Below are 25,549 nucleotides of genomic sequence, written 5' to 3' on the forward strand. Positions count from 1 at the left end.
CCTATTCCCGCTCGACCTGCGAGACGTCGCGCACCGCTCCGCGCGCGGCGTTGGTGGTGAGCGCGGCATAGGCGCGAAGCGCGGGCGAGACGTCGCGCTTGCGGCCGAACGGTTTCCACGCGCGCGAACCCCTTGCCGTCATCGCGGAGCGGCGCTGGGCGAGCACCGCGTCGTCGAGGTCGAGCCGGATCATGCGCGAGGGTATGTCGATGAGGATCGGGTCCCCGGTCTCGACCAGCGCGATCAGCCCGCCCTCCGCCGCCTCCGGCGAGACGTGGCCGATCGACAGACCCGAGGTGCCCCCGGAGAAGCGCCCGTCGGTGACGAGCGCGCAGGCGGCGCCGAGCCCCTTCGACTTCAGGTAGCTCGTCGGGTACAGCATCTCCTGCATCCCTGGCCCGCCCTTCGGCCCTTCGTAGCGGATCACCACCACGTCGCCCGCCACGACCTCCTTGCCCAGGATCCCCGCCACCGCGGCATCCTGGCTCTCGTACACGCGCGCGCGCCCGTGGAAGACGAGGCAGGACTCATCGACGCCCGCCGTCTTCACGATGCAGCCCTCGGGCGCGAGGTTGCCGAACAGCACCGCCAGCCCGCCGTCCTGCGAGAAAGGCGTTTCGGCCGAGCGGATCACTCCGTTCGCGCGGTCCACGTCGAGCTCGTCCCAACGAGTGGCCTGGCTGAACGCGGTCTGCGTCGGCACGCCGCCCGGCGCCGCGCGGTAGAAGCGGTGCACTTCGTCGGAGTTGCTGCGCCCGACGTCCCAGCGCGCCAGCGCGTGGCCCAGCGTCTCGGCATGAACGGTCGGCTGCGTCGCATCCACCAGCCCCGCGCGTTCCAGCTCGCCCAAGATCGCCATGATCCCGCCTGCGCGGTGCACGTCCTCCATGTGGACGTCGGCCTTGGCGGGGGCGACCTTGCAAAGGCACGGCACGCGCCGGCTGAGGCGATCGATGTCCGCCACCGTGAAATCCACCCCCGCCTCGTGCGCGGCGGCGAGGAGGTGGAGCACGGTGTTGGTGGAGCCGCCCATCGCGATGTCGAGGCTCATCGCGTTCTCGAAGGCGGCGAAGGTGGCAATGCCGCGCGGCGTCGCGGTCACGTCGTCCTGCTCATACCAGCGCTTGGCTAAGTCGACGATCAGGTGGCCAGCCTCGCGGAACAGCTTCTCGCGATCCGCGTGCGTCGCCAGCACCGATCCGTTACCGGGCAGCGAGAGGCCCAACGCCTCCGTCAGGCAGTTCATCGAGTTCGCCGTGAACATGCCCGAGCAGGAGCCGCAGGTGGGGCACGCCGAACGCTCGACCGCCGCGACCTCCTCGTCCGAGTAGCTCTCGTCGGCGGCGACCACCATCGCGTCGACGAGATCGAGCGCGCGGGCCTTGCCCTTCACGACAACCTTGCCCGCCTCCATCGGCCCGCCCGAGACGAACACGGCGGGGATGTTGAGGCGCAACGCCGCCATCAGCATCCCCGGCGTGATCTTGTCGCAGTTGGAGATGCACACCAGCGCGTCGGCGCAGTGCGCGTTGGCCATATACTCGACCGAGTCGGCGATCAGCTCGCGCGAGGGCAGCGAATAGAGCATCCCGCCATGGCCCATCGCGATGCCGTCGTCGACGGCGATGGTGTTGAACTCCTTGGCGACGCCGCCCGCCGCCTCGATCTCGCGCGCCACCAGCTGACCCAGATCCTTGAGGTGGACATGGCCCGGCACGAACTGGGTGAAGCTGTTGCAGACCGCGACGATCGGCTTGCCGAAATCCTCGTCCTTCATGCCGGTGGCGCGCCACAGCCCGCGCGCCCCCGCCATGTTGCGGCCATGGGTGGTGGTGCGCGAGCGATAGACGGGCATCAGCGGGGCCTCGACAGGTTCGAGTCGGCGACGTTGATAGGGGCGCCGAAGTTGACGAAGTTGACACCACGTCGGGTAGGCATCGCCCCTCCCGCAGCGTTCGCGAGGCGGCGAGTGGAAGGGCGGCGGGCGAAGATCATACCGGCTTCTTGCACGGATCGGGGCGTGTAGGAAAATATCGCCCGCTCCCTGCCGCCGACGTAGCAGGTGCACCGGATGCGGGAAGAGGCAGGCGAAGGCATGAGCTAGGGCACGTCGATCGCGTGGGTGACGATAATGTCGGGACGGCCGCCGGCGAGATCGCGCGCGGCCATCGCAAACGCCCTGAAGTGATCGGACGCCATGTGCGCGTCCACCGCCGCCTGATCGCGATACAGCTCGTTGAAGACGAAGCGGCGCTCACCCGCCGCCTCTCGCCACAGCTCGTACGAAAGCACGCCCTCCTCCGCGCGCGAGGCGGTGGCGCACGTCTTCGCGGCGGCGACGAACTCGTCCTCGCCATCGGGCCGGGCGGGGACGATGGCAACGACCTTGACGGGCATGTTCAGGTTCCTTGCCCGGACAACGGGGCTCGCGCGAAGACGGGTGCGCGCTTTTCCAGGAACGCGGTGAACGCCTCCTTGGCCTCGGCCCCGACGAGCGCGTCCGCGAATGTCGCCTCCTCCGCGTCCAACCGTTGTGCGATCGCTTGCCCATCGCCGCGCATCAGGGCGCGCGAGGCGGCGAGAGCGCGGGGCGGCATCGCCGCCAGCGCCCGCGCCTTCTCCCGCGCGTGATCGTGCAAGGCACCGTCCACCACCGCCGTCACCAGCCCCGCCGCCTCCGCCTCGCGCGCGCCGAGCGGTTCGCCGAGCAGCAGCATCGCCGACGCCCTCGCCATCCCGATCCGCTGGGGCAGCAGCAGGCTGGACGCCGCCTCGGGCACCAGCCCGAGCTTCGCGAACGGCGTCGAGAAGCGGGCGTCGGGGCTCGCGTAGACGAGATCGCAGTGGAGCAGCATCGTCGTGCCCACGCCCACCGCCTGCCCGTGCACGGCGGCGACCATCGGCTTGGCGAAGCGGCTGATCGCCCGGATGAAGCGCATCGCCGCCTCCGCCCCGCCGGGCTTCAGGAAATCGTTGATGTCGTTGCCCGCGCAGAAGCCGTCGCCCTCGCCCGAGAACAGCACGGCGCCGACGCTGTCGTCATCGCCAGCGGCGGCCAGCGCCCGCGTCATCGCCTCGTACATCGCGGCGGTGAGCGCGTTCTTCTTGGCCGGCCGCGCGAGCGTGAGCTCAAGTATGTCGTCGGCGACACGCTGTTGGATGTCCTCGGTCATGCCGCCCCTTAACGCCGTTCGCCGCGCAAGGGCAGACAAAAGGCTGGTGCCGCGCTAGAGGCATCGGCGACATGACCGACAAGCCCGACGCCGCACGCCCACGCACTTTGTACGAGAAGATCTGGGACGCGCACATCGTCTCCCGCCGCGACGACGGCACTTGCCTCCTCTACATCGACCGTCACCTCGTCCACGAGGTGACGAGCCCGCAGGCGTTCGACGGGCTACGCGCCGCCGGCCGCCGCGTGCGCCGCCCCGATCTCACGCTCGCGGTGCCCGATCACAACATCCAGACAACGGCGCGGGTGGATGCGCGCGGCGAGCGGCTGCCCGTCACCGATCCTGAGTCGCTGGCGCAATTGGACGCGCTTCGCCGCAACGTGGCCGAGTTCGGCGTCGAGTATATCGACGATCTCGCGGCGGAGCAGGGCATCGTCCACGTCGTCGGGCCGGAACAGGGCTTCACCCTGCCCGGCACCACGCTGGTGTGCGGCGACAGCCACACCGCCAGCCACGGCGCGCTGGGCGCATTGGGCTTCGGCATCGGCACCTCGGAGGTGGAGCATGTGCTCGCCACGCAGACGGTGCTCTTGAAGCCGTCCAGGACGCTGGAGGTGCGCGTCGACGGCGCGCTTGGCCTGGGCGTCACCGCCAAGGACGTGGCGCTGGCGATCACCCACTCTCTCGGCGCGGGCGGCGGCGCGGGGCACGTCGCCGAATATACCGGCTCGGCGATCCGCGCGCTGTCGGTGGAGGGCCGCCTCACCGTCTGCAACATGGCGATCGAGGCGGGCGCGCGCGCCGGCCTGATCGCGCCCGACGACACCACCTACGCCTATCTCCGCAACAAGCCTCGCGCGCCGAAGGGCGCGGCGTGGGACGCGGCGGTGGCGCACTGGCGCACGCTGCCGAGCGATCCCGGCGCCACCTACGACAAGACGATCGTCATCGACGCCGCCACCATCGCGCCGCTGGTGACGTGGGGCACCAGCCCCGACGACGTCGTGCCGATCGACGGCATCGTGCCCGATCCCGCCGGCTTCGCGGACGAGCAGAAGCGGGCCGCCGCCGAGAAGTCGCTCGCCTATATGGGCCTCGCGCCCGGCACCGCGATGCGCGACGTGACGGTGGACCGCGTGTTCATCGGCTCGTGCACCAACAGCCGCATCGAGGATCTGCGCGCGGCCGCCGCCATCGCGCGCGGCCGGCATGTCGCCGCGGGCGTCAAGCAGGCGCTGGTCGTGCCCGGCTCCGGCCTCGTCAAGCGTCAGGCCGAGGCGGAGGGGCTCGACCGCGTCTTCACGGACGCGGGCTTCGAGTGGCGCGAGCCCGGCTGCTCGATGTGCCTGGCAATGAATCCCGATAAGGTGCCGGCGGGCGAGCGCTGCGCGTCCACGTCCAACCGCAACTTCGTGGGCCGCCAGGGGCCGGGCGCGCGCACCCACCTGCTCTCGCCCGCGATGGCGGCGGCGGCGGCGGTGACGGGGCGGTTGGCGGACGTGCGGGAGCTTAGCTGATGGAGCGCTTCACCGCCGTCACCGGCACCGCCTACCCGCTCGGCCGCGCCAACGTGGACACCGACATCATCATCCCCGCGCACTGGCTGAAGACGGTCGGCCGCGCGGGGCTGGGCCAAGGCGCGTTCGAGACGATCCGCGCCGAGCCCGGCAACCTGTTCGACGATCCCGCCTACGCCGGCTCGCCGGTCCTGATCGCCGGCGAGAACTATGGCTGCGGCTCCTCGCGCGAGCACGCGGCTTGGGCAATGGCCGATCTCGGCATCCGGGCGGTGATCGCGCCGAGCTTCGCCGACATCCACGCCGGCAACGCGCTCAGGAACGGCATCCTGCCGGTGGTGCTGGCCAAGGAGCAGGTCGAGCGGCTGCTGGAGGTGGCGCGCGAGGGCACGACCATCACCGTCGACCTCGAGACGCAGACGGTGACGACCCCCTATCAGGATCGCTTCGCCTTCACGGTCGACCCGTTCCGCCGCGATTGCCTGCTGAACGGCCTCGACGACATCGGGCTGACGCTCGCCGACGGCGATGCCATCGCCGCGCACGAAGCGCGCGAGCCGGCCTGGGTGGGGGGCGCGGCGGCGGGCCGCTAACGCCCCGCCGCCGACCGCCTCACGCCGCCGCGCGCTTCGCCCGCTTGCGGTCGTGCGGATCGAGGTGGCGCTTGCGCAACCGGATCGACTTGGGCGTCACCTCCACCAGCTCGTCCTCGTCGATATAGGCGATCGACTGCTCCAGCGTCAGCCGGCGCGGCGGCGTCAGCCGGATCGCGTCGTCCTTGCCGCCCGACGCACGGAAGTTGGTGAGCTGCTTGGCCTTCATCGGATTGACTTCGAGATCGTCGTCCTTGGCGTTCTCGCCGACGATCATGCCCTCGTAAAGCGCCTCGCCGGGCGCCACCATCATCACGCCGCGCTCCTCCAGTGGTCCGAGCGCGTAGGCGTTGGCCTCGCCCGATCCGTTGGAGATGAGGACGCCGTTCTTCCGGCCCTCGATCGTACCCTTGTAGGGGCCATATTTCTCGAACAGCCGGTTTATGATGCCCGTGCCGCGCGTGTCCGACAGGAACTCGCCGTGATAGCCGATGAGGCCGCGCGACGGCGCCGAAAAGGTGATCCGCGTCTTGTTGCCGCCGGACGGGCGCATGTCCGTCAGCTCCGCCTTGCGGATCGACATCTTCTCGACGACCGTGCCCGAATATTCGTCGTCGACGTCGATGACGACCGTCTCGTAAGGCTCCTCGCGCCCGTTCGGACCGTCGCGCAGCAGCACGCGCGGGCGGCTGATGCCGAGCTCGAAGCCCTCGCGGCGCATCGTCTCGATCAGCACGCCGAGCTGGAGTTCGCCGCGCCCGGCGACCTCGAAGCTGTCGCGATCCTCGCTCTCGGTGACGCGGATGGCGACGTTGCTCTCGCCCTCGCGCAGCAGCCGGTCGCGGATCATGCGGCTGGTCACCTTGGTGCCCTCGCGCCCCGCGAACGGGCTGTCGTTGACGGCGAAGCGCATCGACAGCGTCGGCGGGTCGATCGGCTGCGCGGCGATCGGCGTCGACACCGAGGTGTCTGCGATCGTGTTCGCCACGGTGGCGACGGTGAGGCCCGCGAGGCTGATGATGTCGCCCGCCTGCGCCTCGTCCACGGCCACCCGCTCCAGGCCCCGGAACGCCATGATCTTGGAGGCGCGCCCGGTCTCGACGACGTTGCCCGCCATGTCGAGCGCGTGGATCGGCTGGTTCACCTTGAGGCTGCCGGTGTTGACGCGGCCAGTGAGGATGCGCCCGACGAAATTGTCGCGATCGAGCAGCGTCACCAGGAAGGTGAACGGCGCGTCGAGATCGACGGCGGGCGGCGGCACATGGCCGACGATCGTCTCGAACAGCGGCGTCAGCGTGCCTTCGCGCGCCTCGGCGTCGGTCGACGCGTAGCCGTTGCGGCCGGACGCATAGAGCACCGGGAAATCAAGCTGCTCGTCGGTCGCGTCGAGCGACACGAACAGGTCGAACACCTCGTCGAGCACCTCCTGGATGCGCGAATCCGGACGATCGACCTTGTTGACCACCACGATCGGGCGGAGGCCGAGCGCCAGCGCCTTGCCGGTGACGAACTTGGTCTGCGGCATCGCGCCCTCGGACGAATCCACCAGCAGGATCACGCCGTCCACCATCGAGAGGATGCGCTCCACCTCGCCGCCGAAATCGGCGTGGCCGGGCGTATCGACGATATTGATCCGCGTCGTGTCGCCGCCATGCGCCCACTCGACCGAGGTGCACTTGGCGAGGATGGTGATCCCGCGCTCCTTCTCCAGATCGTTCGAGTCCATCGCGCGCTCCTCCACGCGCTGGTTGTCGCGGAAGGTGCCGGACTGGCGGAACAGCTGGTCGACGAGCGTCGTCTTGCCGTGGTCGACGTGCGCGATGATCGCCACGTTGCGGAGGCTCATGAGTTTTCTCGATCCTGTCGGGTTTTTCGAGGCGGGCGCATAGCCGAGATGCGGCATTGCAACAAGGCGGCGGCGAACCTGCCGTGTCACTTGAATAACACACTCTTCCCCGCCTATCTTCTCCATATAACGGGAGACGCGCATGGCGACCGAGCTGACGAGCCTCGATGCACCGACGGACGCGGCACCGATCGAGCTGACGCCCCCCGCGCCCATGCCCGCCGTCACGCCCGAGAAGGCGGCAGGGCTGGTGCCGCTCGACGATACGCAGCGCACCAAGCTGGAGGAGCGCGTCGACGGCTTCATCGCCGAGCTGGTCGCCGCCGACAGCGCCTCGCCCGAGTTCGGCCGCAAGGTCGACCAGATCACCAACATGGGCCGGCGCGAGATCCAGGACGCGGCCGGCCACTCCAACCGCTTCCTCGATCGCCCCGTCCGCGCGATGGACAAGGACACGACCGTCGGCGCCGATCTCGCCGAGCTGCGCCGCACGATCGAGGATCTCGATCCCGGCAAGCGCGGCAACCTGCTGGCGCCCAAGAAGCTGTTCGGCGTGGTGCCGTTCGGATCGAAGCTGCGCGACTATTTCGACGGCTACAAGTCCGCGCAGGGGCATATCTCGACGATCCTCGCGCGGCTGGCGGGCGGCAAGGACGAGCTTCTCCACGACAACGCCGCCATCGACGTCGAGCGTCGCGCGCTGTGGGCATCGATGGGCAAGCTCGAACAGATGGTCCACATCGCGCGCACCATGGACGCGCGGCTGGAGGAGAAGGCCGCGGACCTCGACGCCACCGATCCCGCCAAGGCCAAGGCGATCCGCGAGAGCGCGCTGTTCTACGTCCGCCAACGCGCGCAGGACCTGCTGACGCAGATGGCGGTGACGGTGCAGGGCTATCTCGCGCTCGATCTCGTCAAGAAGAACAATGTCGAGCTCATCAAGGGCGTCGATCGCGCGTCCACCACCACGGTCGCGGCGCTGCGCACGGCGGTGACGGTGGCGCAGGCGCTCACCTCGCAGAAGCTGGTGCTCGACCAGATCACCGCGCTCAACACGACGACCGCGAACATCATCGACTCGACGGGCGCGATGCTCAAGAACCAGACCGCGCGCATCCACGAGCAGGCGGCGGCCTCGACCATCCCGATCGACACGCTGAAGCGCGCCTTCCAGAACATCTACGACACGATGGACGCGGTCGACACGTTCAAGCTCAAGGCGCTCGACACGATGAAGCAGACGGTGGGCACGCTTTCGTCCGAGGTCGAGAAGTCGCGAGGCTACATCGCGCGCGCCGAAGGCGCCGCCGAGGCGCAACTCTCCGCGCGCGAGGAGCCGTTCCGGATCGAGTGATGGCCAAGAGCGACGACATACTTGCTCATGCCGAGGAGTTCATGGGCCGCATCGAGCGGTACATGAGTCCGGAGGGACGCGCAGCGAAGAAGCGCCAGCGGGAGCGGCAGCGCGCCCGCGCACGCCTCGTGGCGCGGCGGCTCGTGCTGGCCACCGCCGCCATCCTCGCGGTGGCCATAATGGTGGGCGCCTGGACGCCGCTCGGCATGTTCGGCTTCCTCGCCATGCTGCTGGCGATGGCGCTCGCCTGGGCGGCGATCATCCTGTGGTCGCAGCCCGGCGAAGCCACGCCCGAGCGGATCGCGACGACCGCCCTGGCGCAGCTTCCCTCGCAGACCGGGGAGTGGCTGGATCGCCAGCGCGCGCTTCTCCCCGCGCCCGCCCAGCGCCAGGTCGATCAGCTCGCGCTGTCGCTGGACGCGATCGGGCCGCAGCTCGCCGCGCTCGATCCCAAGCTGCCCGAGGCGATCGAGGTCCGCCGGCTGATCGGCGACGAGCTGCCCGAGCTGGTGCGCGGCTACCAGCGCGTGCCGCCGTCGCTCCGCCGCCAGCCGTTGGACGGCGGCCCGTCGCCCGACCGGCAGCTCGTCGACGGGCTCACCACGATCGAGGAGGAGGTGCGCCGCATGAACGCGCGGCTCGCCGCCGGCGACCTGAAGGCGCTGGCGACGCAGAACCGCTTCTTGGAGATCAAGTATCGCGGCGAGGACGGCGACCGGATCGCCTGACGCTCACCTAGAAGCGATAGCCCAGCGAGAGCTGGAGAACGGGATAATATTTATAGTCGTCGACGCGGTTCTCTAGCCGGGCGAGCTGGCGGTCGCGCTCGGCGATGGCGGCCGGGTTGGAGCCGAGCTGCCCCGTTGCCGTCACGTCGTCGAGACGCGGGCGGCCGTGAAACATCACGCCGGCGTCGATGCCGTAGGTGAAGCCCGAGAGCGTCGTCTTCGCGTAGCCGACGGTGACGATCGGCGCGACCGAGCGCGTCTTGATCTTGCCGCTGAGCTCGCCCGCCTGCTCGGGCGAGTAGGTGACGCCGCCGTAGGTCTGCGGGCCCTCCGCCATGCCGTGGAAGCGGATATGGTTGCCGCTGACCGATCGCGCGCCGGCGGAGAGGCGGAAGCCGTTGAGCAGGGGATGGATGTCGACCGTCCCGCCGAAATTGCTGATGCGCGCATGGCCGTCGTAGCGATAGTCGCCGACGTCGCCGTGGCCCGAGATGCCGAGAAAGGTCGCCGAGCCGCGCACCGCGACGAGCGGGTTGACGCGGTAGGTGATCTCGGGGCCGACGCCGAGCGAGCCGCCGCTGACAGCGAGCGTGACGCCCGTGTTGACGATGGGCAGCGCCTGCGCGGCGGCCGGGGCGGCGATGAGAAGCGGAAGCATGACACGGCGGAACATGGCGGATCCTCGACAATCTATGGCCGCCAGTCTCGCCGAAGATGGTTAACGAGTGGTGCTTCCGGTTACCGCGCACATGGCGTGAAGAGGCCCTTGCCGTCGCGGCAGAGCCGCCCGGTGGATATCGCCGGCTGCCGCTCCCGATGCGCCGGCCCGACGCCGCGCGACACGACGGTCGCCGGCTTGTCGCCCGCCCTGACTGGCGAGACCGGGGGCGAAGCGTGGCGACGTGAAGCGACGTCATGACGGCGCGAGGCCTCGGCCGGTGTGCAGGGCGTGAAGAGGCCCTTGGCGTCGCGGCACAAGGGCGCGGCCGTGCCAGCCCCCGGAATCGCGATCAACAGCGGCAGGATCGCCACGAGCTTCATGCGGCTGCCCCCCTATCAGGCTCTTGCCGGCAACCGATCATAGGTCAGCCGCGTCACCATGAAAGACACTCCTGCGCCGCACAGGCTGAACGTACAAGATTCGACTGTAGTCCGCTAGGTCGAGCATAAGCCTCAACCTCGGTGACGCCTGCGAGCGCTCGATCTTCAACGCCGCGCATACTTGATTCGGACTCAGCGGCCCCGGAGTAGCGTGCCATCACCAAGGTCTGACGGGACACGGCGATCGCCAGGATTATATGAGACCGCCGATGGTGCCGATTGCCTTGATGCTGCCGTTCGCGACCGAGTTCCCTGTTAAGCCGAACAGCAACAAGGCTGCTCTTCCGGCGGAGACTTACGCTTGGCTCCGAGGGATCGACGACAGCACCATTTCTCACGCCAGCCTCGGAACGCGAGCGAGACGGCGAGACCCTCTACGTGATCTCCGGGGCGGGGGAGGAGCTGCGCAGGCGCGAGCTCGAGCGTGACGGTGAGTGGCGGCTATCGGGTTCCGCACGACATGCCAGATCGCGAGGGACGCCTGTGGCGGACGGAGGCGGTGCTTCGAGGCGCATCCGGCTCCGGCATCTCCGAGGACGACGTCCACCCCGATCAATCTTCGAGCCGGAGGCGTGTCGCTGATCGCCGGCGCGGGGTCGTCGTGAGCTATGAGGCGGGCTTCGACCGGCCGTTCGTCGAGCGCCGCCTGCCCGAGCTGGCGGGCGCGTTCCAGCCGAGTCCATCAGGAAGCCGTGATTGCGCACGTGCTCGTCCCGCACCGACGCGAGGACGTTAAGACCATTCGTCGGACGAGCTGTTCGTCCGGCTCGGCACCGGACGTTATCGCCATGTGGTCCAGCAGGAGTTCCTCGTAGGAGCCGCCGTCCGGCGAGTCGCGGTCGAGGAGCCCGGCCAGAGGCTGGAAGTGCAACCTTCTGTCGCCGAGCCGGTCGAACCGTGAGACGGCGAAGAAGCCCGGTCCCGTTCCGGACTCCAATAGCCGCGTCGGCGGCATCAAGGATTGGGGCAGCAAGGACGCGGCCGTCGTCATGTTCCATCACGGCTGGCCGCTCAGCTCGACGACTGGGACGCGCAGATGATGTTCTTCGTTCAGAAGGGCTACCGCGTCGTCGCGCATGACCGCCGCGGCCATGGGCGCTCCACGCAGTCGGCCGGCGGCCATGACATGGACACCTACGTCGCCGACGTGATCGCGCTGACCGATGCGTTGGACCTCAAGGATGCGATCCACGTCGGTCACTCCACCGGCGGTGGCGAGGTCGCCCGCTATGTCGCCCGCGCCAAGCCCGGCCGGGTCAAGAAGGCGGTACTTGTGAGCGCGGTCGCGCCGATCATGATCAAGACTGCCACCAATCCGGACGGCGTGCCGATGGACGTGTTCGACATGGTGCGCGAGCAGACCGCCACCAACCGCTCGCAATTCTTCTACGACTTCACCCTCCCCTTCTTCGGCTACAACCGCGAGGGGGCCGAGGTGAAGGAAGCAGTGCGCCTCAACTGGTGGCGGCAGGGCATGACGGGTAGCGCGCTCGCCCACACGCTCGGCATCAAGGCCTTCTCCGAAACCGACTTCACCGACGATCTGAAGGCAATCGACGTGCCGACGCCGGTGCTGCACGGCGAGGACGATCAGGTCGTGCCGTTCGCCACCACCGGCAAGATGTCCGCCGAGATCGTGAAGGGCGCCAGGCTGATCTCCTATCCCCGCTTCCCCCATGGCATGCCGGTCACCAACGCCGAGCGGATCAACGCCGACCTGCTGGCCTTCATCGAAGACTGACCCACGACGAAGCACGGGGCGGTTGCCCGCCCCGTGCTTTCGCATGACACTCAGGCATCACAGGGAGGTGTCGCGATGGGCGACCGGGTTCTGATCTTCTACGGCTCCTACCGCTCCGACCGGCAGGGCATCCGCCTTGCCGAGTGGCCTCGATCCAGGACGCGTTGCGCGGGTTATGGATCGATCGTGGCGTGGTCGTGTTTCGCGGCCTCGATGGCGGCGAGGAAACTCACCTTCTCCTAAGCCGGGTGTTCGGCGAGCTGGAGGACCATGCGATGACGAGGGATCGCGCGGACCGTCACCCGGAGCTGCTCGACATCTTCTACGACGGCTCAAAAGGGGAAATCTACGAGGTCGACGGCAAGTTGCTGGGTGCGTGGCTGCCGTGGCACATCGACCTGATCTACATCGACCGGATGAACCACGGCGGCATCCTGCGCGCCATCGAGCTGCCACGCGGCGGGGGTGGGCAGACCGGCTTCATCGACCGGATCAACGCCTATGATCGCCTTCCCGACGAGCTGAAGGCGCGGATCGAGGGTCTGAACGTCGTCTATCGGGCGCACTTCGACGCATCCATCCAACAGTTCAAGTCGAACCGGGCGCGGACAATCCATCCGCTCGTCTATCGGCAACCCAATACCGGACGGAAGGTGCTTAACGTATCGCCCTGGTTCGCGGAGAGCAGCGAAGGGGCGGAGAACGAGGAAGGCGACGCGATCCTCAAGGCGGCGATCGAGCACAGCATCCGCCCGGACCTTGCCTATTTCCACGACTGGCAGGTCGAAGACATGGTGCTGTGGGACAATTGGCGGATGATGCACAGCGCCAGGGGCGTCGCCGCCGACGACCGGCGCGTGATGAAGCGGACGACGATCGCCGGCGATTACGAGCTCGGCCGCGTCGAAGGCGGCGTGCCGTTCCCCGACGCGCTTCGCATCAGCGTCTGAGGGACGGGAGCGGAGCCGCGAGGAGCGGCCCGCATCCGCGCGAACCGGGGGGTCGTAGAAGCGATCGGCCGTCGACCAAGTCACCGTCGCGTCCGGCTAACGAAGCAACAAGCGCCTTCGAGCCTGTCCGGAGCCGTTCATCTCGGGACCTGGACCGTCGCGTCTGGATCTGAGGCGCGCAAGGCGACGAGTTCGGCGGTCATCGCGTCGAGCGCTGCGGCGAAAGCTGGGCGCGGCGGCTCGTCGAGCGCGCCGAGCAGCGTCAGCCCGAAGCTGACCGAGAGCTCGGCGGCCAGCCGCTGCTCGGACCAGTGCAGCACCACCCAGTGCAGGAACACCGATCCGGCCGCATAAGCGATTTGAACGTCGAGCACGTCGGCGGGAATTGCGGCGCGCAGTATGCCGGCGTCGGCGAGCGCCCGGACCATCGGGGTGAGCATCGTGTCGCTGAGCGGGACGACGAGCCGTTGGAACTCGTCGGACCCGAGCATCGACAGGGAGTGCGAGAGGCCGCGGTAGAAGTCGGGCTTGCGCGAGAAGACCTCGGCGATCCGCGCCGCCACCCGGAAGGCGATGCGGGCCGGATCGCGCGCATCGACCTTGCCGACGCTGCGATGCAGTCCCTCGACCTCGGCCGCGAACACCGCATGCAGGATCGCCGCCTTGGAGCCGAACAGATTATAGGGCGTGGCGAGGCTCAGCCCAGCCTGCTTGGCGAGGGTCGCCATCGAGAACCCTTCGGCTCCGCTCTCGGCGAGCAGCTTGCGCGCGGCGTGGACCAGCCGCTGGCGCCGTTCCTCGCGCTGACGTGCGCGCACGCCGCCGGTCGAGAGGCTGGTCGGGGAAGGAGGCGTGGACGCGGCTGCCGGGCCGCTGGAGGCATTCTGCATGGCAGCAACTGTGGCGCGGCGCGGCGCCGGGAGCAACCGTTTACGGGCAGCCTCGCCCGAGCGGGACCAAATCCCTGCCCGCCCGCTGCCTAGCCGGCGCGCCCTACAGCTTGAACAGCTTCTTGGCGTTGCCGTACAGGAACTTCTCCCAGACATGATCGCGGAACGGAAGCTGACGCAGCTCAGCGTAGATGCGCTCGAGCGACAAGCCCATCGGCCAATAGCCCGCGAAGATGACCTTGTCGGCGCCGCGCGTGTTGGCGTAGTCGATGATCGCCTTAGGATAATGCTTCGGCGCAAACGCGCTCGTCGAGTAATAGAGGTTGGGATATTTGAGCATGAGCTTGACCGCCAGATCCTCCCAGGGCTCGGCGCCGTGGCGCATCACCACCTTAAGGTCGGGGAAGTACCAGCACACCTCGTCGATCAGCTCGGTCTTCTGCGGCGCCATCGGGTAGCGCGGCCCCGGCACCCCGGCGTTGAGCAGGATCGGCAGGTCGAGGTCGACGCAGGCGGCGTAGATCACGTACATCTCCTTGGAGTTGATCGCGACCTGGGGATAGCTACCGCTCGCGAAGAAGCTTAGCGCGCGTACGTCATAGCTCTTGACCAGCCGGCGGATGCGGCGGACCTCCTCCATGCCGAACCCGGGATCGACCGGAACCTCGAAGCTGAACCGGTCGGGGAAGCGCGCCCGGATTTCATCGGGAGTGAAGGTAATCGAGACCAGGCCGCGCTCGATGTTGTACTTGTCCATCTGTTCGACCGCAAAACCGATCGGATCCTTGATTTCGCCGATGTCGGGAATGGCGTTAAACATATATTGCGCCGGAAAGGCGAAGTCGCGGCTTTCACGGTCGCGATATCCCGCTTTCATGGTCTCGTAAGCGGCGTACAGGCTCTTCTTGTCGGGCAAGCCGAGCATTGTGTCGATGACTTTGCCTCCATTATCCAGATACGACATCGGCATTACTCTCCTTGTGTTCGGGCCCCGTAGGATGTCCTGAGCGCCACCTTGTCGATCTTGCCGAGCGCGTTATGCAGGAAAGGCTCATGGTGGACGATAATCTCGGAGGGCACCTTGTAATCGGCCAGGTTGGCGCGCGCGAAGGCGAACGTCTCCCCGACATCGATGGACCGCCCGGCATGCGGCACGATCGCGACGATCAGCCGCTCGCCGAGCCGCGGGTCGGGCACGCCGAACGCGGCGACTTCCATCATCCCCGGCACGTCCTGGAAGACGCGCTCGATCTCGGCCGAGTAGATGTTCTCGCCCGAGCTGATGATGACGTCCTTCTTGCGGTCGACGATTGTTATATAGCGATCCGCGTCGACGAAGCCGACATCGCCGGTTTTGAACCAGCCGTCGCTATATGACGCGGCAGTCGCCTCCGGATTGTTCCAATAGCCCTTCAAAAGAAGCGGGCTGCGCACCCAGATCTCGCCCGCCTCGCCGAGCGGTAGATCGCGGCCGTCGCCATCCACAACGCGAATCTCCGTTCCCGGCACGATCCGGCCGGCGGCCCGAGGATTGGCGAGATACTCCTCACCATGTGCCGCGCAGACCCCGCCGTTGGTCTCGGTCATGCCGAACCCGCCGCCCACGCTTGCATTGGGGAAGGCATCGCGCATTGCCCGCCCCAGATTGCTCGCGAGCATCTGGCCGCCGCTGACGACGCCGGTCACCGAACTGACGTCGGTCGTGACGAAGTCGGGACAGGCGAGCAGGTCCCAGAACAGCGATGGAGGCCCCCCGATCATGCTGATCCGCTCCGTTTCGATGAGCTTGAGCGCCTGCGCCGGATCCCAGCGGTCCATCATCACGATCTTGCCGCCGAGCAGGGCCGTTATCAGCACCGTCCCGGTGGCGCCGCTCATATGGAAGAAAGGGAAGATCGCGAGCGTGGAGTAGGGCGGCGCCGCCGCCGCCAGCTCCTCCGGCTCCTTACCGAGCCTCCTCGCCGCACGGATCAGCTGGGTCATGCCATTGTGGCTCACGCCGACCAGGAACGTCGCCACCCCCATATGGTCGAGCACGGCACCCTTCGCGCGACCGGTGGTGCCCGAGGTGAACATGATTATGACGGGGTCTTCCCACCCTGCGTCGGTCGGCTCCACCGGCGCCGGCTCGATCACCACGTCACGGAAGCCGCCCTCGCCGTCGGCGATCAGGACCGGTCCGCCGAACCGACCGTTCAGGGCATCGGCGCGGCGCCGGTCCGCCAGCAGCAAGGTGCAATCCGCAAGGGCGAGCGCATGGGCCATGTCATCCGGCGTGCCGCGGCTGTTGATCAGCACGGCGGTAGCGCCGCTCAAAATGATTGCCAGAAATGCGAGGGCCCATTCCGTCGAGTTGCGCATCGCGATCGCGATGTGCACGCCAGGCGCGGCGCCATGGCGCTCGCGCAGCACCTTGGCGAAGCCTGCCGCGCGCGGCAGGAACTCGGCATATGTCCAGCGCCGGTCACCGCTGACGATATAGGTTCGGTCGCCGAACGACTGTGCCTGGACGATCAGATGGCTCAAATTGGCGGGCAGCCGCTTGTAGACCTGCATGTCGGCGCCCTTGACGTTCATCCGCTCGAACTCGAACGGCTGTCCGGGCGCCGATAAGGCGAGTCTGATCGCATCGAATTCCGCCAATACCGGTGACATGCTCTCTCCGTTTGAATATGATGATTGCCCGATCGCCCCCCGCAGCATCGAGTAGTGCTGTCTAATCGGCTGCTGCGGTCGCGCCATCGATGATTTGACTCATTCCGATGTGCAAGCGGAGCTGTTCTTCGGCGCCGCGTACGATCATGCTACGCTAAGTCAGCATCGCGACAGAATGCGCGAACTGCCGTGCGCGCGGGCGCTCGCCGGCTACCGTTTGCAGCCTTCAACAAGCCGCCCGGTCGCGGTTGCCCTCCGATCCGGCCTCCCCCGCATCCCTCGCGCTCATCGTCGGACATCTCCTTCTTCGCGTTTATGGCGTTGCTTCGGCCGGGTTCGCACTGATATAGGTATAATACATTATGGTTTTTGAAAAAAGGGGGGGGAGATGGCCGATCTAGAGAGCTTCCGTGCCGAAGCGCGCGCTTGGCTCGAGGCGAACTGCCCGCCTGAAAAGCGCGGCAAGATGCACGAGGACGATCACTTCTTTGGCGGTCGCAATGCGTCGTTCAAGGATGAGCCCCAGCGCCTCTGGTTCGAGCGGATGCTCGCGCGCGGCTGGACCGCGCCCGAATGGCCCGAGGAATATGGCGGCGGCGGGCTTGATGCCCCCGAAGCGGCGATCCTCGAGGAGGAGATGGCCCGGATCCAGGCGCACCGTCCGCTGACCAGCCTGGGCCTCCTCATGCTTGGCTGGGCGCTGCTCAAGTTCGGCACCGAGGCGCAGAAGCAGCAGCATTTGCCGCCGATCGTCCGCGGTGAGATCTGGTGGTGCCAGGGCTACTCCGAGCCCAATGCGGGCTCCGATCTCGTCAACCTTCAGACCCGCGCCGTGCTCGAGGGCGACGAGTTCGTCGTTACCGGCCAGAAGATCTGGACGTCCTACGGCCATCTCGCCGACTGGACATTCTGCCTCGTCCGCACCGATCCGGAGCGGCCGCGCCATGCGGGGATCAGCTTCCTCCTGATCGACATGCGCAGCCCGGGCGTTTCGCCATCGCCGCTGCGCCTGATCTCGGGCCTCAATCATTTTTCTCAGGTGTTCTACGACGAGGTCCGCGTACCGCGGGAGAACCTCGTCAGCGAGCTGAACCGCGGCTGGGATGTCGCCAAATATCTGCTCCTGTTCGAGCGCGCGATGATCGGCGGCGCCAGGCCCGACGACGGCATTAGCCTGCTCGATTTCGCCAAGCTCCATCTCGGCCCCGACGGGCTCGACCGCGAGCCCTATCTGCGCACCCAACTCGTCGCGATCGACATGGAGCTGGCCGCCTACCAGGCGCTCGTCGAGCGCTATGCAAGCGAGACCGAGGCCGGAGTGTCGATGGGCGCGAAATCCTCGATGCTCAAATATTTCGCGACGGATCTGTTCGTGAAGCGCAACGAGATCATGCTGTCGATCCTCGGCACCGCCGGGCTAGACCGCGACGCGGAGACCGCCCACGTCTCGACCGGGTGGCTCAACTCGATCACCCACAAGATGGGCGGGGGCTCCTCCGAGATTCAGCTCAACATCGTCGCGAAGCGCGTGCTGGAGCTGCCGGGAGCATGACCATGAACCTTACCACCAACGAGGTCATGCAAATGCTGCGCGAGAGCGCGTACCGCTGCTTCGCCGAAGCCGAGCCGGCCAAGGCGCTCCGCCGCGACCGCGACGCGCGCGACCTCGACGCGCTGGGGCGGGGCTTGTGGTCGGAGATGATCCCGCTCGGCCTGCCCGGCGTGCTCGTATCCGAGGAGTTCGGCGGGAGCGGCCTGGGCTTCCGCGAGAGCATTCAGGTGTCGGAGATGATGGGGCGCTCGCTGGCGTTGGGCCCGTATCTGTCGACTGCGGTGATGGCCGCGACCGCGATCGGCCATGGCGACAATGCGACCATGCAGCGCGAGCTGCTGCCGGCGATCGCCTCCGGCGAGATGATCGTCGCGCCCGCGGTCGAGGAACGGCCGCGCCATGGCTCGCTCGACATCACGACCTTCGCGTCGCGCAGCCAGGATGCGTACCGGATCAACGGCCGCAAGACGGCGGTGATCGACGCCAATGTCGCCGATCGGCTTATCATCCTCGCCCGCGACGAGAACGCGCCGGAAGAGCTGCTGCTGTTCCTCGTCCCCGCGAACACGGCCGGCGTGTCTTGCACCGCCGCGATGGGGGTCGACAGCCATCCGATCTGCACGGTCGAGCTTAGCGACGTTCAGGCAAGCGTCGACGATCTGGTCTGCGCGACCGCACAGACGGCGGCTTTGCTCGAGCGCGTCCACGATGCCGGCCGGCTCCACCTCGCCGCCGAGCTGGTCGGGCTTGCGGCGGAAGCGTTCGACCGTACGATCGAGTATCTCAAGACTCGGGTGCAATTCGGAAAGCGCATCGGCGAGTTTCAGGCGCTCCAGCACCGCGCGGCGATCCTGTTCGGAGAAATCGAGGTCGCCTCTTCGGTCGTTCTCAAGGCCGCCACCCTGCACGACGCGAACGATCCGCGGTTTCCTGCCTATGCGAGCCTCGCCAAGGCGAAGGCGGGCGAAGTCGCGAAGCACGTCACCGCCGAAGCGGTGCACCTGCACGGCGGGCTCGGCATGACCGACGACTTCGACATGGGGTTCTACATCAAGCGGGCGCGTGCCGCATCCGAACGGCTGGGCGATACCGCCTGGCTTCAGCAGCGCTGGCTTACGCAGCACTTTTGACGTCAGATCGGACTACCTATGATCGATGACACGGTCCGTCGCGGGCAATCCCCAGATCGTGTTGGTACCGAGCGTTGATGGTGCACCGTTCACACACAAGTGAAGACGCGACACCAGAGACGAGGTTCTACACGGGAGCGCTCGGACGATAGAGAACGACGGGCCCTCAATTGTGCGAGCGGGCCGTCGAAAAAGAGAACAACCGGCATCAGCTGTTGATTCCGGTTGTTCATTCTCTAGGTTCTCAATGGGCGAGAGGTAAACGCGCTTAAGACTCCACGAGACCGCCAGGCGAAGGTACGCTTGACTACCCGACGTCGAGGATGAACGACGAAGCCGGACTGGCCGGCGATCCTGCGGACGATCTGGATGTCGATGCTGGTGGCGTTGGCGACACGATCGGAGTTGTAGGCGCTGTCGGCAAAGACCTTGGCGACGAACGGGTGGCGCGAGCGCGATGCCTTGAGCAGCGGCACGGCGCCCTCGCGGTCCTGCACGTCGGCCGGATGGATAAGCACGCCGAGCGGCCGACCGTCGGTGTCGACCATGGCGTGGCGCTTGCGGCATAGGATCTACTTGGCGGCATCATAGCCGTGTGGGCCTCCGCTTTCCGTGGTTTTCACCGACTGGCTGTCGACCACCGCCGCCGACGGGCACGGCTCCCGACCGCGACGTTCGCGATCGGCGACGACGAGCCCGTGGCTGATCCGGGCAAACAGGACCTCGTCACGCCAGAGCCGGAACCAGCGCCAGAGCGCAGGCCATGGCGGCAGATCCGACGGGATCAGCCGCCAGGGACAACCAGCGCGCAGCACGTAGAAGATGCCGTTGACGATCTCGCGCATCGAGCGTGCCCTCGGGCGTCCACATCGCTTCGGCGGCGGCAGGTACGGCTCGACCAGCCGCCATTCGACATCGGTCAGATCGCTCGCATAGCGAGACGCTCGTCGGCTATGGTGCCGACGGGTGGCCGGGGTCCACATGCAAGCTCCAGTCAGGTCTCAGCAACCCTCTGGAATCAGCCAAACCCCGGCCACTCACCCCCGTTTCGACACAGCCTCTTAGGCCGAACGTCCAAAGTGTGAACGCTCCGCTCTTGAAGCCGCGGTTGTAGCTCGCATAAGCGAGAACATCTTCCGAGAGCTTCTGATCGACGCTCAGTCGCCAAGTCTATTTCTTGAACGTCTTGTCGAGATCGATCGGTCGTGCAGGCACTGTGTTGCTGAACAACGGCAGATATTATACAACGTTGAGCGATCGTTTCTCGACGCAGTCCCGGATTCCCCCGTAAGTCTTGCTGCCCAGCGGGACTTCATAGGTCGCCTATCCGAACAATGAGCCGGCCCTGGCCTGTGTGAGCGAGGTGTAGTTTATCAACACCGTTGGCAACTGGGTCATGAACGGCTCGTAGGACTCATGCGAGTTGATATAGTAACCGCCGATGATCCACTGAAACGGTGACGAAATCGTCGACACCACCTGGAGTTCCTGCGTGGACGCACGGCTCGGTGCGATCCATCTCACGATCGTAATCGCGAACGACGTGCCATCGGAATTGAGTTGAGTTCAATTACGCTCTTTCGAATAGAAGGTGATGGAGACCATCTCGATCGCGTCGAGCAAGTGTCGCGCGCGCACCGCACCGGTATAGCCGCGTGAGAATATGCGCGGATCGACATCAGCATAGGAAGTGTTCTTCGACCTCGAAAAACCGCCCGTTGAAACCCGGCCGTAGAGCGGCGGCAGGACTTTCGCCCGGGGCGAACGTCACGCCGAGCTTGGTCTCTCGGCTGCGCCGCCTGGCGTAGGTGCCGAACAGGTCGATCTGGGGCCGCTCGACAGGGTCCACGCCAGTCGACCGTTGACGGTCACGGAGGTGACGCCGCCGAGATGGTGCCCCGTCGTCGGATTACCTCAGTAATCGCCACCCCGGCGGGCGACCAGGCTCAGGCTGGCGTTCAAACCAAGCGCCAACGGACCTGATATGTGCCCCTCCTCCACGGTCTCGTCGAGCCGTCCATAGGAGGAATTCCCGCCTCCTTCGAACTGGTCGGTCGGCTGCTCGATGATGATGTTTATAGCAGCGCCCGTAGCATTACGCCCGTAGAGCGTACCTTGCGGCTTCTTCAGAACTTCGACGCACTCGACATCGGACAAGTCGATCTGACTCAGGATCTTCGCCCCTTGATATACTCCGTCGACGTACAGAGCGATTGACGCCTCATTGCCCGGCAGGGCGGCAGCGGCATCGGGCGACGTCGCCCAGGGCGCTGGCGGCGTTCTGAGCAGCGTCCGACGAAGCCGCATCCGCGGCTCCGGAAGGAGCGGTTTCCGCAAATGCCGGCGCGTCCAAGCCGAGCGCCGCAATGAAGCTGACGGATGCCAGAACCGGAACGAGACTCCGGCGACAGCCGAATAGACGATGCACCCCTAACGTCGTCGTGTTACCCTCCCAAATTATTATATCGACTCTCTAACGTGGGAAGTACTCGAAGCACAGAGATCACACCTTCTTGCAGACGACGCTTTACGCATCGTTTAAAGAGCTAAACGGCTCTTACCGGCCGAACAAATGAGGTTTTCCCTGCCAAGACTTTGCTTGAGAGCCTTGAATAGACTTCGCGGCTGTCCTCGCCCGGCTCCCCGTCTCCCTACCAGATTCTCACCGCCGGCGCTGGCCAGCGGTGTCGATGCGATCATCCCACTACCGTAAGCCATGCGCCGCGTCCAAGCGAGACTCCTCCGACGCGCTCATGCGGCGCGCATTTTAGTCGGGCGTGGCTGAACCAGAAACTGGTTGTAGAAGACCCGATTGCGCCCGAACGGTCCATCACCATCGCAGACGAGCGGCGGCTCTATGCGTTTGTGGCGATCGAAGATCACCTTGTCTTGATCGAGCTGGTTGCAGATGTCCGCGATCAGCCCAGCGGCAAGCCGCGAGCCGGCTTCGGACTTGGGCTGGATGAACGCGAACCGGATCTTGACGCAATCGCGGTCGATGGGGGTATTGCCGCTGACGAGCATCGTTTCGGACAAGCCGGAGAACCTAGCCCAGGCCTGCCCCGGACCGATCGACCGCACGTTGATCGCGCCGTCGACGAAGCCACGTGGCGTGGTCAGTGTGATGTCCGCCCGTACCGAGCGGCGGATGCCGTCATAGCTGATCTTGTAATCCGGCACCGTCGGCGCACCGTGGACGTACTTGAAGTGCGAAATATCGATCCCATTCTCGCTTACATTCTCCATGCAGCTGAAGACGTTCCACTCGAACTTCTTGAACGGGGTCCAATCCGGGTGGCCGACTTCTTCGAACACCTCGAGCTCCCATAGCGGCGCGACCCGCTCGGGGTGATACCAGATCCAGATCATCCCGTTGATCTCCTGCGTCGGCCAGCTCGGCACGCAGTCTTTGCGCCGCGCCTGCGGCGGAATGACCTTTGCGTAGGGAATCTCCTTGACCGCGCCTTCGCCGTCATAGCGCCACGCGTGGAAGGGACATTCGAGGTAATTACCGGTGACCTTGCCGCCGTGCGCCATGTTGGCGCCGAAGTGCGCGCAGTAGGCATCGATCACGCGCGCAACGCCGTCATCCCCGCGCCACAGCGCCAGCTCCTGGCCGAAATAGCGGATCGGCTTGAGCTCGCCGACGGCAAGCTCGTCCGAATAGTCGATCACGTACCAGCCGAACGGATAGTCCTTCGGCAATTCGCGCTCGTCCGCACTCGGCCGATCCGGGATATCGGCCAGCCGCCACGCCTCGCGATCATCGCCCTTCAGGTTCGCAAGATAGTGCCAGAGGGCAGGCAGCGGCGTGTTGGCATCAGTAGGCGGATCGTGGTCGGCCATGATGGATCTCCTTCAAAGCTTTGCTGGCTCAAACAGCGTCGTTGCGTCCGGTAGGGGTTCGAGCGAGGTCGTTTTCTGACGCTGCAAGTCCCCCAGCGGCAGCTGCAGATCCCTCCCGAACAGAAGATGCAATCGCGATCGACAGTCGTCACCGCAGGCACTTTCTGCACCAAACCGATCGCCACGCGCTTGCGCCATCGCCAGGTGCGCCGCGGAGTGTACATGGAAGGGTACGACTTCCTCGATCACGCAATCCTCGCCGGCTCGGCTTGATGATTTATAATCCTTTATAACATGACTCGGGCTGTGGCGACAAGCGTAAAGAGGCCTGAGCTACGCGATCGACGGCGGCGGCGGTCGCCTCGGCGGCGCGCAGATACACCGCCTCGGTCGACGGCGTGATCGCGTCGAACATGCCTGTGCCCGCCGGCGCCACCCACTTGCCGCCGACGAATAATCGATCGGTGGCGATCGCGAGCGATCCGGACTGGCTCTCAACTTCTTGCATACGGCGTCATCGACAGCTTGCCGGACCGCGCCCGATTATCGTCGTCATGTCCGGCCGAGCGAGTTCGGCGAGGTCACGCCTTAAGCGTGAGGCCTTCGAGCGATCCCTCGTTCCGCCACTTCACCAAAATCGCGTTGAACTCGTTGACGCCCGGGGTGTACGCCTCGCCGACCAGAGTCCCGACCACGGTGTCGAACTTGCCTTCGCTGTTATAATAGCCCGGCGTGCAGGCTGCCTTGAAGTCGTTGTTCGCGTTGGCGTGCCTGTGGATCTCGGCCACCCACTCGTCCTCTGCCTCTCGGGTCGGCTGAACGCGCGTGGCGTTCCGCGCGCGTGCTTCGCTTATAATATAGGCGACGTGCTGCGCCTGATCGTCGAACATCGACGTCATGTTCGCCGTCACCCCGTTCTGGCCGATGCCGATGAAGAACCAGTTGGGGAAGCCGTGGCTCGAATGGCCGTGGAACGTTCGCATCCCTTTCGCCCAGTGGTCGAGCAGCCGCTCCCCGTCCTGTCCGATAATCTCGAACTCGAACTGGCGCTTCAGGCTCGTGCCGAACTCGAAGCCGGTAGCGTATATGATGCAGTCCACTTCATATTCGACATCGTTGGCAATCACGCCTTTTCGCGTGATGCGCTGGACGCCCCGCGTGTCGCTGGTGTCAACCAGCGTGACGTTCGGCCGGTTGAACGTGGCGAGATAATCGTCGTTGAAGGTCGGCCGCTTGCAGAACTGCCGATACCATGGCTTCAACGCTCCGGCTGTCGTCGGGTCCGTCACCGTCTCGTCGACACGCGCGCGGATCCGGTTCATCTTCTCGAAGTCGGCGAGTTCGGCCATCTCGGCGGCTCCTTCCGCCGCCTCGCCCGGAGCCTCGTCGTCCGGCGCAAGCGACTTCAGGTTGCGGAAGATTTCGGTCCACGCGTCGCTCACGAGATCCACCTCGAAGGGCTTGCCCGTGACGACGTCGTTGAAGTTCTCGCGCCGGGCACGCTGCCAGCCCGGCGTCAGGCTTCGCGCCCAATCCGGGTCTGTCGGGCTGTTGCCGCGGAAGTCGACGGAGGACGGGGTCCGCTGAAAGACATAGAGGCGCCCGGCATCGGCGCCGAGATACGGAACGCACTGGATTGCCGTCGCGCCCGTGCCGATCACTGCGACGCGCTTGTCGGCGAGCTCGTGCAGACCGCCCCGATGGTCGCCGCCGGTATAATCATAATCCCAGCGGCTGGTGTGGAAGGTATGGCCTTCGAAGTCGAGGATGCCTGGGATGTTCGGCAGCTTCGGGCGACTCACCGGTCCTGTCGCCTGGATGACGAAACGGGCCTTCATCTCGTCGCCGCGATTGGTGCTAACGATCCATCGGTCGATCGCATCGTCCCAGCGAAGTTGGGTCACCTGCGTTTGGAAACAGGCCATGCCATAGAGGCCGTATTGCTTGCCGATCCGCCTGGAATGCTCGAAGATCTCGGGCGCGTAGGAGTATTTCTCCGTCGGCAGAAAGCCGGTTTCCTCGAGGAGCGGCAGGTAGCAATATGACTCGATGTCGCACTGCGCGCCGGGGTAGCGGTTCCAATACCAGGTTCCGCCGAAATCCGATCCCTTCTCGATGATGCGGACATCGTCGACGCCGGCCTCGCTCAACCTGGCGGCCGCGAGCATCCCGCTGAAGCCGCCGCCGATGACCACGACCTCGACCTCGTCTTCCAATGGATCACGGACGATCGGCTCGGCGACATATGGATCGGCGGCTGCGTAGCGCGCGAGTTCGCCCGTGAGCAGCAGATACTGGTCCTCTCCGTCCTCGCGCAGGCGCTTGTCGCGCTCGCTGCGATATTTCTCGCGCAGCGCGACCGGATCGAACCCCCGGCCGCCGCCGACCGCTTGGGACCTATCGTCTTCACGAACCTCGTTTGGCATCACACCCTCCGACCTTATCGCGCAAAGATCGAGGTACGGCACCCGAT

22 protein-coding genes and 2 pseudogenes are annotated in these 25,549 nt (G+C 66.2%); 8 read left to right on the forward strand and 16 right to left on the reverse strand.

Annotated features, from left to right (window positions below; all coding sequences use genetic code 11):
• Position 1: 1 nt before the first annotated feature.
• From ilvD to ACOFKX_RS07420, 3 genes are all read right to left on the reverse strand, one after another.
• The gene (gene ilvD / locus ACOFKX_RS07410; protein ID WP_419826393.1) at positions 2-1,855 is read right to left on the reverse strand and encodes a dihydroxy-acid dehydratase; all 1,854 of its coding nucleotides are present in this window, start codon (positions 1,853-1,855) and stop codon (positions 2-4) included.
• Positions 1,856-2,100: 245 nt separating this feature from the next.
• Entirely contained in the window at positions 2,101-2,397 is a 297-nt protein-coding gene (locus tag ACOFKX_RS07415) for a putative quinol monooxygenase (RefSeq protein ID WP_419826394.1), read from the reverse strand.
• Positions 2,398-2,399: 2 nt separating this feature from the next.
• Complete coding sequence (locus ACOFKX_RS07420) at positions 2,400-3,173, reverse strand: enoyl-CoA hydratase (RefSeq protein WP_419826395.1); 774 nt, start codon at positions 3,171-3,173, stop codon at positions 2,400-2,402.
• A 71-nt stretch (positions 3,174-3,244) separates the two neighbouring features.
• On the opposite strand from ACOFKX_RS07420, the gene leuC reads away from it, so the two are divergent.
• Both leuC and leuD read left to right on the forward strand, forming a co-directional pair.
• Positions 3,245-4,690: a 3-isopropylmalate dehydratase large subunit gene (gene leuC / locus ACOFKX_RS07425; protein WP_419826396.1), complete on the forward strand. Its 1,446-nt coding sequence runs from the start codon at positions 3,245-3,247 to the stop codon at positions 4,688-4,690.
• Positions 4,690-5,283: a 3-isopropylmalate dehydratase small subunit gene (gene leuD, locus ACOFKX_RS07430; RefSeq protein ID WP_419826397.1), complete on the forward strand. Its 594-nt coding sequence runs from the start codon at positions 4,690-4,692 to the stop codon at positions 5,281-5,283. Before leuC ends, leuD begins: the two co-directional genes overlap by 1 nt.
• Positions 5,284-5,302: 19 nt before the next feature.
• Here the strand turns inward: leuD and typA are convergent, their stop codons facing one another.
• Positions 5,303-7,129 carry a translational GTPase TypA gene (gene typA / locus ACOFKX_RS07435; RefSeq protein WP_419826398.1) on the reverse strand — a complete coding sequence of 609 codons (1,827 nt, stop codon included), beginning with the start codon at positions 7,127-7,129 and terminating at the stop codon, positions 5,303-5,305.
• Between the two features lie 142 nt (positions 7,130-7,271).
• Between typA and ACOFKX_RS07440 the strand changes: the two genes are divergently transcribed.
• On the forward strand, positions 7,272-8,483 hold the full coding sequence (locus ACOFKX_RS07440) for a toxic anion resistance protein (protein WP_419826399.1): 1,212 nt from the start codon (positions 7,272-7,274) through the stop codon (positions 8,481-8,483).
• Positions 8,483-9,211, forward strand: coding sequence for a hypothetical protein (locus ACOFKX_RS07445; protein WP_419826400.1), 729 nt, complete (start codon positions 8,483-8,485; stop codon positions 9,209-9,211). Before ACOFKX_RS07440 ends, ACOFKX_RS07445 begins: the two co-directional genes overlap by 1 nt.
• Positions 9,212-9,218: 7 nt before the next feature.
• Here ACOFKX_RS07445 and ACOFKX_RS07450 read toward each other — a convergent pair whose 3' ends face one another.
• The 3 genes from ACOFKX_RS07450 to ACOFKX_RS07460 all read right to left on the reverse strand — a co-directional run bounded on the left by ACOFKX_RS07450 (position 9,219) and on the right by ACOFKX_RS07460 (position 11,303).
• Positions 9,219-9,884 (reverse strand): hypothetical protein, encoded by a 666-nt coding sequence (locus ACOFKX_RS07450; RefSeq protein ID WP_419826401.1) that lies wholly within the window; start codon positions 9,882-9,884, stop codon positions 9,219-9,221.
• A gap of 65 nt (positions 9,885-9,949) precedes the next feature.
• The gene (locus tag ACOFKX_RS07455) at positions 9,950-10,252 is read right to left on the reverse strand and encodes a hypothetical protein (protein ID WP_419826402.1); all 303 of its coding nucleotides are present in this window, start codon (positions 10,250-10,252) and stop codon (positions 9,950-9,952) included.
• A 742-nt stretch (positions 10,253-10,994) separates the two neighbouring features.
• A complete protein-coding gene (locus tag ACOFKX_RS07460) occupies positions 10,995-11,303 on the reverse strand; it encodes a HipA domain-containing protein (protein ID WP_419826403.1) in 309 nt (102 codons plus the stop codon).
• On the opposite strand from ACOFKX_RS07460, the pseudogene ACOFKX_RS07465 reads away from it, so the two are divergent.
• Together ACOFKX_RS07465 and ACOFKX_RS07470 are read left to right on the forward strand one after the other, a co-directional pair.
• Positions 11,266-12,053 (forward strand): annotated as a pseudogene (locus ACOFKX_RS07465) (alpha/beta fold hydrolase). The gene ACOFKX_RS07460 and the pseudogene ACOFKX_RS07465 sit on opposite strands and share 38 nt — an antisense overlap.
• 143 nt (positions 12,054-12,196) lie before the next feature.
• Complete coding sequence (locus ACOFKX_RS07470) at positions 12,197-13,003, forward strand: TauD/TfdA dioxygenase family protein (protein ID WP_419826404.1); 807 nt, start codon at positions 12,197-12,199, stop codon at positions 13,001-13,003.
• 137 nt (positions 13,004-13,140) lie between these two features.
• Here the strand turns inward: ACOFKX_RS07470 and ACOFKX_RS07475 are convergent, their stop codons facing one another.
• The 3 genes from ACOFKX_RS07475 to ACOFKX_RS07485 all read right to left on the reverse strand — a co-directional run bounded on the left by ACOFKX_RS07475 (position 13,141) and on the right by ACOFKX_RS07485 (position 16,635).
• Positions 13,141-13,821, reverse strand: coding sequence for a TetR/AcrR family transcriptional regulator (locus ACOFKX_RS07475; RefSeq protein WP_419826405.1), 681 nt, complete (start codon positions 13,819-13,821; stop codon positions 13,141-13,143).
• Positions 13,822-13,996: 175 nt separating this feature from the next.
• Positions 13,997-14,857, reverse strand: coding sequence for an amidohydrolase family protein (locus ACOFKX_RS07480; protein WP_419826406.1), 861 nt, complete (start codon positions 14,855-14,857; stop codon positions 13,997-13,999).
• A gap of 5 nt (positions 14,858-14,862) precedes the next feature.
• Positions 14,863-16,635, reverse strand: coding sequence for a class I adenylate-forming enzyme family protein (locus tag ACOFKX_RS07485; RefSeq protein ID WP_419826407.1), 1,773 nt, complete (start codon positions 16,633-16,635; stop codon positions 14,863-14,865).
• 301 nt (positions 16,636-16,936) lie between these two features.
• Here ACOFKX_RS07485 and ACOFKX_RS07490 point away from each other — a divergent pair, with 301 nt between their 5' ends.
• Positions 16,937-18,100: an acyl-CoA dehydrogenase family protein gene (locus tag ACOFKX_RS07490; RefSeq protein WP_419826408.1), complete on the forward strand. Its 1,164-nt coding sequence runs from the start codon at positions 16,937-16,939 to the stop codon at positions 18,098-18,100.
• Positions 18,101-18,102: 2 nt separating this feature from the next.
• The gene (locus ACOFKX_RS07495) at positions 18,103-19,230 is read left to right on the forward strand and encodes an acyl-CoA dehydrogenase family protein (protein ID WP_419826409.1); all 1,128 of its coding nucleotides are present in this window, start codon (positions 18,103-18,105) and stop codon (positions 19,228-19,230) included.
• Between the two features lie 278 nt (positions 19,231-19,508).
• Here ACOFKX_RS07495 and ACOFKX_RS07500 read toward each other — a convergent pair.
• From ACOFKX_RS07500 to ACOFKX_RS07525, 6 genes and pseudogenes are all read right to left on the reverse strand, one after another.
• Positions 19,509-20,213: pseudogene (locus ACOFKX_RS07500) on the reverse strand (IS5 family transposase); the annotation flags it as partial.
• Between the two features lie 931 nt (positions 20,214-21,144).
• Positions 21,145-21,537, reverse strand: coding sequence for a TonB-dependent receptor plug domain-containing protein (locus ACOFKX_RS07505; protein WP_419826410.1), 393 nt, complete (start codon positions 21,535-21,537; stop codon positions 21,145-21,147).
• A 444-nt stretch (positions 21,538-21,981) separates the two neighbouring features.
• Positions 21,982-23,076 carry a Rieske 2Fe-2S domain-containing protein gene (locus ACOFKX_RS07510; RefSeq protein WP_419826411.1) on the reverse strand — a complete coding sequence of 365 codons (1,095 nt, stop codon included), beginning with the start codon at positions 23,074-23,076 and terminating at the stop codon, positions 21,982-21,984.
• Between the two features lie 12 nt (positions 23,077-23,088).
• Positions 23,089-23,325: a hypothetical protein gene (locus tag ACOFKX_RS07515; protein WP_419826412.1), complete on the reverse strand. Its 237-nt coding sequence runs from the start codon at positions 23,323-23,325 to the stop codon at positions 23,089-23,091.
• Positions 23,326-23,353: 28 nt separating this feature from the next.
• On the reverse strand, positions 23,354-23,491 hold the full coding sequence (locus tag ACOFKX_RS07520) for a hypothetical protein (RefSeq protein WP_419826413.1): 138 nt from the start codon (positions 23,489-23,491) through the stop codon (positions 23,354-23,356).
• A gap of 166 nt (positions 23,492-23,657) precedes the next feature.
• Positions 23,658-25,502, reverse strand: coding sequence for a flavin-containing monooxygenase (locus tag ACOFKX_RS07525; RefSeq protein ID WP_419826414.1), 1,845 nt, complete (start codon positions 25,500-25,502; stop codon positions 23,658-23,660).
• Positions 25,503-25,549 lie beyond the last annotated feature (47 nt).

It is taken from the genome of Sphingomonas sp., assembly GCF_965200105.1.
Lineage (GTDB): Bacteria > Pseudomonadota > Alphaproteobacteria > Sphingomonadales > Sphingomonadaceae > Solisphingomonas.